Genomic DNA, 6,597 nt, shown 5'->3' with positions numbered 1-6,597 from the left:
CCTCAAAGCGAAGAAAGCCGGGCCTCAAAGGTGATCAGCGAGACACACTGAACCGTCCGGCCGACGGCACGCCCCGTCAGTACAGGCTGATCGCCAGGCGCTTGCGGGCCTTGCTCACCCGCGGGTCCGTGGTGCCGGCCACCTCGAAGAGCTCCAGCAGCCGCACCCGGATCTTCTCCTTGCCGTCGGCGTCCGCCTCGGGCAGCAGGTCGAGCAGGCGGGCGAACGCGTCGTCCACCTTGCCGCCCAGCATGTCCATGTCCGCGACGGCGAGCGCCGCGTCGACGTCGGACGGCGCGGCCGCGGCGGCCTGCCGCACGGCGGCGAGGTCGGAGTCGTGGGTGCGCTGCATGAGGTGCACCTGCGCGAGGCCGGCCGTGGCGTCCGAGTCCTTCGGGTCCTGGCGCAGCGCCTTCGCGTAGGCCGCGGCGGCACCCTCCAGGTCGTCACGCTCGATCGCGTCGTACGCCTCCTGGTGCAGCGGCGGCAGCGGCGGCTCCACCTCGGGCTCCGGCTCGTCGGTCGCGGGGACACCGCCCGGGGCCCGGCCCGTGACGCCGTTCTGCTCGGCGGCGGCCAGCACCTGGTCGAGCACGCCGCGGATCTGCTGCTCGTCGGCGGCGCCCTGGAACAGGGGCAGCGGCTGGCCCTGCAGCACGGCGACGACGGTCGGCACGCCCTGCACCTGGAACGCGGCGGCGACCTGCGGCGAGGCCTGCGCGTCGACGCGGCCCAGCAGGAACCGGCCGCCGTACTCCTGGGCGAGGCGGCCCAGCGTGGCGCCCAGCTCGGCGTTCGCCTGGTCCGTCGGGATCCACAGCAGGATCACCACCGGGTACGTGGCCGAGTCGCGGACCAGCTGCTCGAAGTTCGCCTCGCTGACGTCCACGACGAAACCGCCGGCTTCGGGTGCGCCACCGGGTTCTCCGGGCGGCGGCGCCTGGGGACGGTTGAGGGCGGACAGGTCGACGGCGCCGCGCACCGCGAACTCGGGCTGCGCGCTCCGGGCGGGGCCGGGCTGAGGGGAGGTACTGCTCATGGGGGCAATCCTAATGAACCACGCGATCGATACCCGTCGACTCCGCTCTCGGCGATCACCGACCTACTTGTTCGACACCGCGTAAGGCACCCGGTGGAAGCCCAGCAGGCTCACCTGCTCCCCCGAGTCGGCCGGCGGTACGTACAGCGCGACCATGTCGCGGTAGGCGATCTTCATCACCTCGGTACCCTTGGCGCCGCCCCACAGCGCCTTGGCCGACGGCGTGCTCGGCGAGAGCTGCCACCCCTTGTCCGCCGTCAGGGTCTCCTGGCTCAGCAGCGCCGCCAGCACCACGGCGCCGCCGTCAGACGTGCGGACCGCCTTGACCGGGTCCTTCGTCGCCTCGTAGCCGACCTTGAAGGTGCCCTTGGCCTCCTTGTCCGCCTTCTTGATCTCCGCGAGCTGACCGTCGCCGGTCTTGCGCAGGGTAGCCCGCAGCTCGTCGTCCGCGGCGGCGCCGAAGTTCGCGGCGTACTTCGACTCCTCGCCGGCGTTCAGGACCGACACGTACTGCGTGACGGCGTCCTGCGGCGTCACCTTGAGGCTCGGGTCGTCGGCCGGGACGGCCGGGCTGCCCAGCTCGGCCGCCGCGAACTGCGGCATCGTCACCCCGGGCGCCAGGTAGACGAAGCCCCACATCTTGTACTGGTCGCGGGCTGCGGGCTGCTCGAACGCCGCGAGCAACGGCGTGCCCTTGGCCGGCTGTTCCGTGATGACGAAGCTGCTGCGCGGCCAGCCCTGCTCGGACGGCAGGACGAGCTGCTGCGCCTCCATCGGCATGGCGAGCAGGGCCTTGCCGTCGCCGGCGGCGGCGATCCGCAGCTCGGCCCGGCGCAGCTCGAGCGCGGGACCGGTCAGCCGCTCGGCCAGCGCCTCGGCACCGTCGGCCCCCTTCGCGCCGTCGACGACCCCCGTCACCTGGTCCAGGATCTTGTGCTCCTGGGTCTCGGTGACGACGGCGGCGACGACCGGGGCGTCGGCAACCGGGACGGGGAGCTCGGCGGTGCACCCCGCGAGCAGGAGCGACGTGATCGCGAGCGCCGGCGGTACGAGCCCGGGACGTGGAAAGGGTGGCCTCCGTGAGTTCACGGGGGCCACCCTAACCAGGGCTGACGCGCTGGTCAGCGAAAGATCAGCCGTTCGAGACCGACCACGGCACGTGCTCGTACCCGACCAGGCTGACCTGGTCCTCGGAGTCCTTGGGCGGCACGTACATCGCCACCATGTCCTTGTAGTTGACCTCGACCACGTTGGTCACGTCGGCGTCGCCCCACAGGGCCTGGGTCGTCTTGGTCGGCGGGCCGATCTCGCAGCCCTCCTCCTTGGCGGTGATGGTCTCCTTGCTGATCATCGCCGCCATCACGAGGGCGCCGCCGTCCGCCGTCCGGACCGACTTGACCGGGTCCTTGGTGGGCTCGTACGCGACCTCGAAGGCTCCCTTGCAGTCTTCCTTGTTGATCGCGTCGACCTGCAGCTTGCCGTAGTCCCGGAAGAACTGGCGCAGGTCGTCGTCGGCGAAGTTGCCGGCGTACTTCGAGTCCTTGTCCACCGTCAGCACCGACGCGTACTGCTCCACGGCGGACTGGGGCGTCATCTTGAGGCTCTCGTCGTTCGCCGGGACCGCGGCGCTGCCGAGGTCGGCCTCCGCGAACTGCGGCATCGTGACGCCCGGCAGCAGGCGGACCCAGCCCCACATCTTGTACTGCTCGCGCGCGCTCGACTGGTTGAAGGCCATGAGCACCGGCGTGGTGAGGTCCTTGGGCTGGACCGTGATGGCAAAGCTGGTGCGCGGCCACTCCTGGTCGGAGGGCAGGATCACCTGCTGCATCTCCATCGCCAGGTCCGTCAGCGGTTCCTTGTCCTTGCGGGCGGCGGCGACCTTGAGCTGGGTCTCGCGGATCGCGAGGGCCGGCCCGGACAGGCGCGCGGCGAGCGAGTCGGCGTCGCTGGACTTGGTCACGCCCTCGACCACGCCGGAGACCTTGTCCAGGATCTTGCGCTCCTGCGACTGCGAGACCACGGCCGCCGCGACGGGCGCCTCCGGCTTGGGGACAGGGAGCTCCTCGGCGCAGCCGGCCAGCAGACCCGTGGCGAGCACGGTGGCCACCACGGCCATGGAGCGGGTCGTGGTGCGTCTCATCGATTACCTCCGTCGTCGTTCCCCGTGACGCCCCAGGTCTGGCGCCACGCAGCGGCACGGCTGCTCGGGGTCTCCTGCTCGGGTTCGGGCTCGGACTGCGGCTCGGCGGCCGGGACGGCCGGCATGGCGCCGGTCGCCGCGCGGCGCTGCGCCTGCTCGCGCATGCGCATCTCGCGCCGGGTCATCGGCTTGCCCGACGCCGCGGGGTCGGCCTCGGCCGGGGCCGGTGCCGCGGGCCGCGCTGGAGCGGGCTGCGTGTGCTCGGGAACGGCGCCGCCGAACTGCGCGGGCGCCGCCGGTGCGGGAGCCCCGGCGGGAGCGCCAGGAGCCTGGCTGCGCCGGCTGCGCCGCATGCCGCGGATGGAGGCCGCGGGGGCGGCGACCGGCGCGGGAGCCGGCTCGGGCTCCGGTGCCGGGACGATCGGGGCGGCACCGCCGAAGGGGGCGGGCGCCCCCCAGGCCTGGGTGCGGTCCTCGTGGGGCTCGGGCGTGCCCGGCTCGGGCCGGCCCGGACGGGGCCCACCCGGTCGCGGCGTGCCCGGTCGCGGCGGGCCCTGCTCGGGGCGCGCGCTGCCCGGACGCTCCGGGGCCGCCGGCGGGAAGACCGCCGTGCCGCCGTCGGGCGCGTCGCCGGGTGCGGGTGCTCCGCCCGGTGCGGGCGGGAATCCGCGGGTCTCCTCCGGGTGCTGCTCCGCCTCGCCGCCGTCCACCCCGAAGACCGCGTCACGACGCGGCAGCTCCGAGGACGACTGGCGCGTGCGGACCGCGGACGTCGACCCGTTCTTGCCGTTGCGCTTCTTGCGCCGGGAGCCGAGGAGCATGAAGACGCCGAGGATCAGGACGAAGCCACCGCCCAGCACGCCGGGCCACAGGTACGGCGTGTTGACGGGGCGCGGCCAGGTGAGCTCGAGCGTGGGCGCCACGGCGTCCTTGCCGACGCCCGCGGCCAGCAGCACGACACGGCCGGGCTGCTCGGTCCAGCGCAGCTGAACGGTGGTCTCACCGCTCACCTCGGAGATCCACATGTCGGACCCGGCGGGGTCCGGGCCGGTGGTCGGCTTCTCAGCCGGGGTCTCCTCCGCGTCCTCGTCGTCCGAGGGGGCGGGGGTGCCGGGCGCGACGCTGAGCGTCTCCCACGAGGACAGGCCGGTCACCGAGTCGTAGGGGTCGCTGCCGACCCAGCCGAGCACGTCGACGTCGGACCCGAGCGCGAGCGTGACCTTCTGTCCCTCGGGGACAGTGGCCCGCACGGTCACCTGGTCGTCGACGAGGCCGAGAACTCCGGGCTCCGTCACGACCATGGTTCCGTCACCGCTGGGGGTCGCGGTCGCGACGACGGTGTCGGAATCGCGCAGGACGGTTGCCGTCGCGATCCCGAAACCGATCCCGCCAAGGCCGGCCAGGATCAGGAGGATCGCCAAAAAGCGTTGCACCACCGATTCCCTTCGAAGTGAGGGCGCGAGCCCGTCGATCAGGTGGATGTTCCAGCATAGGGACCGATCACAGAGCACTGTCCAATGACGGGTGTGCTTGTGAGGTTCGGCCGGGACTCTCACTCTTCCTTCACCGAGGTGTGCCTGAACCGCCACGGTGGGAGAGGGGTCCCGAACCCGCGGGCAGTATTCCACGCATTGCGTAGATTGCATCCCACTGCGGAGTATCCACATCCGCACAAGGCACGTATCCTGGGCGCCGGACGAGCCGATAAAAGCCGTCCCAGGGGGGAGCCTGACCCGCGCCTCACCAAGTTCCGACACTGGAGGTCTGCACCGTGTCCGACGAGCGCTCGCTCTTCCCGACTGCCATGCGTGGGTACGACCGCGACCAGGTGCACGCGCACCTGGACCGCCTGAACCACGCGCTCGAAGAAGCACGCCGACAGGTCGAGGCCTCCGACGGTCGTGCCATGCAGCTCACGCAGGACCTCAACGATGCCAAGCGCAACCTGCGCGAGACCGAGAAGCCGTCGTACGCCGGCCTCGGTTCCCGCATCGAGCTCCTCCTGCGTTCCGCCGAGGACCAGTCGACGGACATCATCAACCAGGCCAACCAGCAGGCCGCGGACATCATGGCCCGCGCCAAGCTGTCGGGCGGGCAGGTGCGTTCGCGCGCCGAGTCCGAGGTCGCCGAGATGCTCGCCAGCGCTCGTCGCGAGGCCGAGGAGATCCGCACCACGATGGCCGCCGAGGCCGAGGGCCACCTGCTCGCCGCGCAGCGCCGCGCCGAGGAGCTCGTCGGCTCCGCCGAGCGCGAGTCCGCGCAGATCGCCAGCGCGATCAACGCCGAGGAGAGCGAGCGCCGGGCCAGCCTGGAGCGCGAGCTCGGCACCCTGCGCTCGACCGTGGAGCGCGAGACCACGGAGCTGCGCGTCAACACGGAGCGCGACACCGCCAAGCTGCGCGCCCAGGTGAACGCCGAGACCACCGAGCAGCGCGAGACCGCCGAGCGCGACTCGTCCGCGATGCTCGCCAGCGCCCGCGCCGAGTCCGAGCAGATCCTCTCCGAGGCCCGCCGCCAGGCAGCCGAGGCCTCCAACGCCGTCACCACCGAGATGGAGGACCTGCGCGAGCAGGCCCGCGCGGCGCTCGCCCAGGCCGAGCTCGACATCGCCACCCGCAAGGAGGCAGTCGAGAAGGAGCTCGCCGAGCGGCACGAGACGGCCAAGACCGAGACCGCCAAGCTGGTCAGCACGGCCGAGGAGCACGCGGCCGAGGCCGAGAAGCGCGTCGCCGTCGCACTGGAGCAGTCCGAGAAGATCCGCTCCGAGTCCGACGTCTACGTCAAGGACCTCGTGGCCGACGCCCGCAAGTCCGCGGACCGGATCGTGGCCGACGCCCGCGAGTTCGCGGAGCAGACCATCGACGACGCCCGCGCCGAGGCCGAGTCGAGCCGGTCCGCCGCACAGCACCAGCTCGAGGACCTCACGCGTCAGCACGACTCGATCAACTCCTACCTGGAGGAGCTGCGCGGCATGCTCGGGACCCCGGCGGCCCCGGGCGCACCCGCCGCGACGCCCGCCCCGGCAGCCAAGGCCGCGAGCATGGCGGGGGCCACCCCGGCGCAGCAGGCACGCTTCGCGGTCGTCGGCGACGGCACCGAGGCCGAGCCCGAGGTGCCCGACGCGGACGGGTCGATGCCGGCCTCGATCCCGCCGAGCAACCCGACGCCCGTGCCCGTCGGCACCGCGACCGTCGTCATCCCGTCGGTCAAGGGCACCAAGGCCAGCACGAAGGCCGGCCAGGCCGCCTCCGACTCGGCGTCCTCCCCCGCGGAGAGCGACGACGCCGAGGCACCCGTCTCCGAGAAGGCCGGCGCGTCGAGCTGACCTGCTCCCCCGGCTGGGCCGGGACCGAACGAGGGGCGGGGGGCGCCCACCCGCGGGGGGGGCCCCCCCCGGAGGGGAGGGTTGGGTTGGCCT

5 protein-coding genes are annotated in these 6,597 nt (G+C 72.7%); 1 reads left to right on the top strand and 4 read right to left on the bottom strand.

What is annotated here, in order from left to right; translation table 11 throughout:
- Positions 1-76: 76 nt before the first annotated feature.
- The 4 genes from ACFWEJ_RS25920 to ACFWEJ_RS25905 form a co-directional block, all read right to left on the bottom strand.
- Positions 77-1,039 carry a co-chaperone YbbN gene (locus ACFWEJ_RS25920; RefSeq protein ID WP_377232053.1) on the bottom strand — a complete coding sequence of 321 codons (963 nt, stop codon included), beginning with the start codon at positions 1,037-1,039 and terminating at the stop codon, positions 77-79.
- Between the two features lie 63 nt (positions 1,040-1,102).
- Positions 1,103-2,128, bottom strand: coding sequence for a hypothetical protein (locus ACFWEJ_RS25915; RefSeq protein ID WP_377232052.1), 1,026 nt, complete (start codon positions 2,126-2,128; stop codon positions 1,103-1,105).
- Positions 2,129-2,171: 43 nt separating this feature from the next.
- Positions 2,172-3,179: a hypothetical protein gene (locus ACFWEJ_RS25910; protein ID WP_377232051.1), complete on the bottom strand. Its 1,008-nt coding sequence runs from the start codon at positions 3,177-3,179 to the stop codon at positions 2,172-2,174.
- Positions 3,176-4,612: a hypothetical protein gene (locus ACFWEJ_RS25905; protein WP_377232050.1), complete on the bottom strand. Its 1,437-nt coding sequence runs from the start codon at positions 4,610-4,612 to the stop codon at positions 3,176-3,178. Before ACFWEJ_RS25905 ends, ACFWEJ_RS25910 begins: the two co-directional genes overlap by 4 nt.
- Before the next feature lie 338 nt (positions 4,613-4,950).
- Here ACFWEJ_RS25905 and ACFWEJ_RS25900 point away from each other — a divergent pair, with 338 nt between their 5' ends.
- Positions 4,951-6,504 carry a DivIVA domain-containing protein gene (locus ACFWEJ_RS25900; RefSeq protein WP_377232049.1) on the top strand — a complete coding sequence of 518 codons (1,554 nt, stop codon included), beginning with the start codon at positions 4,951-4,953 and terminating at the stop codon, positions 6,502-6,504.
- Positions 6,505-6,597 lie beyond the last annotated feature (93 nt).

It is taken from the genome of Promicromonospora sp. NPDC060204 (assembly GCF_042728455.1).
Taxonomy (GTDB): Bacteria; Actinomycetota; Actinomycetes; order Actinomycetales; family Cellulomonadaceae; genus Promicromonospora.
Note: the sequence above shows the minus strand (reverse complement) of the source record. Positions and strands in the feature narration are given on the sequence as shown.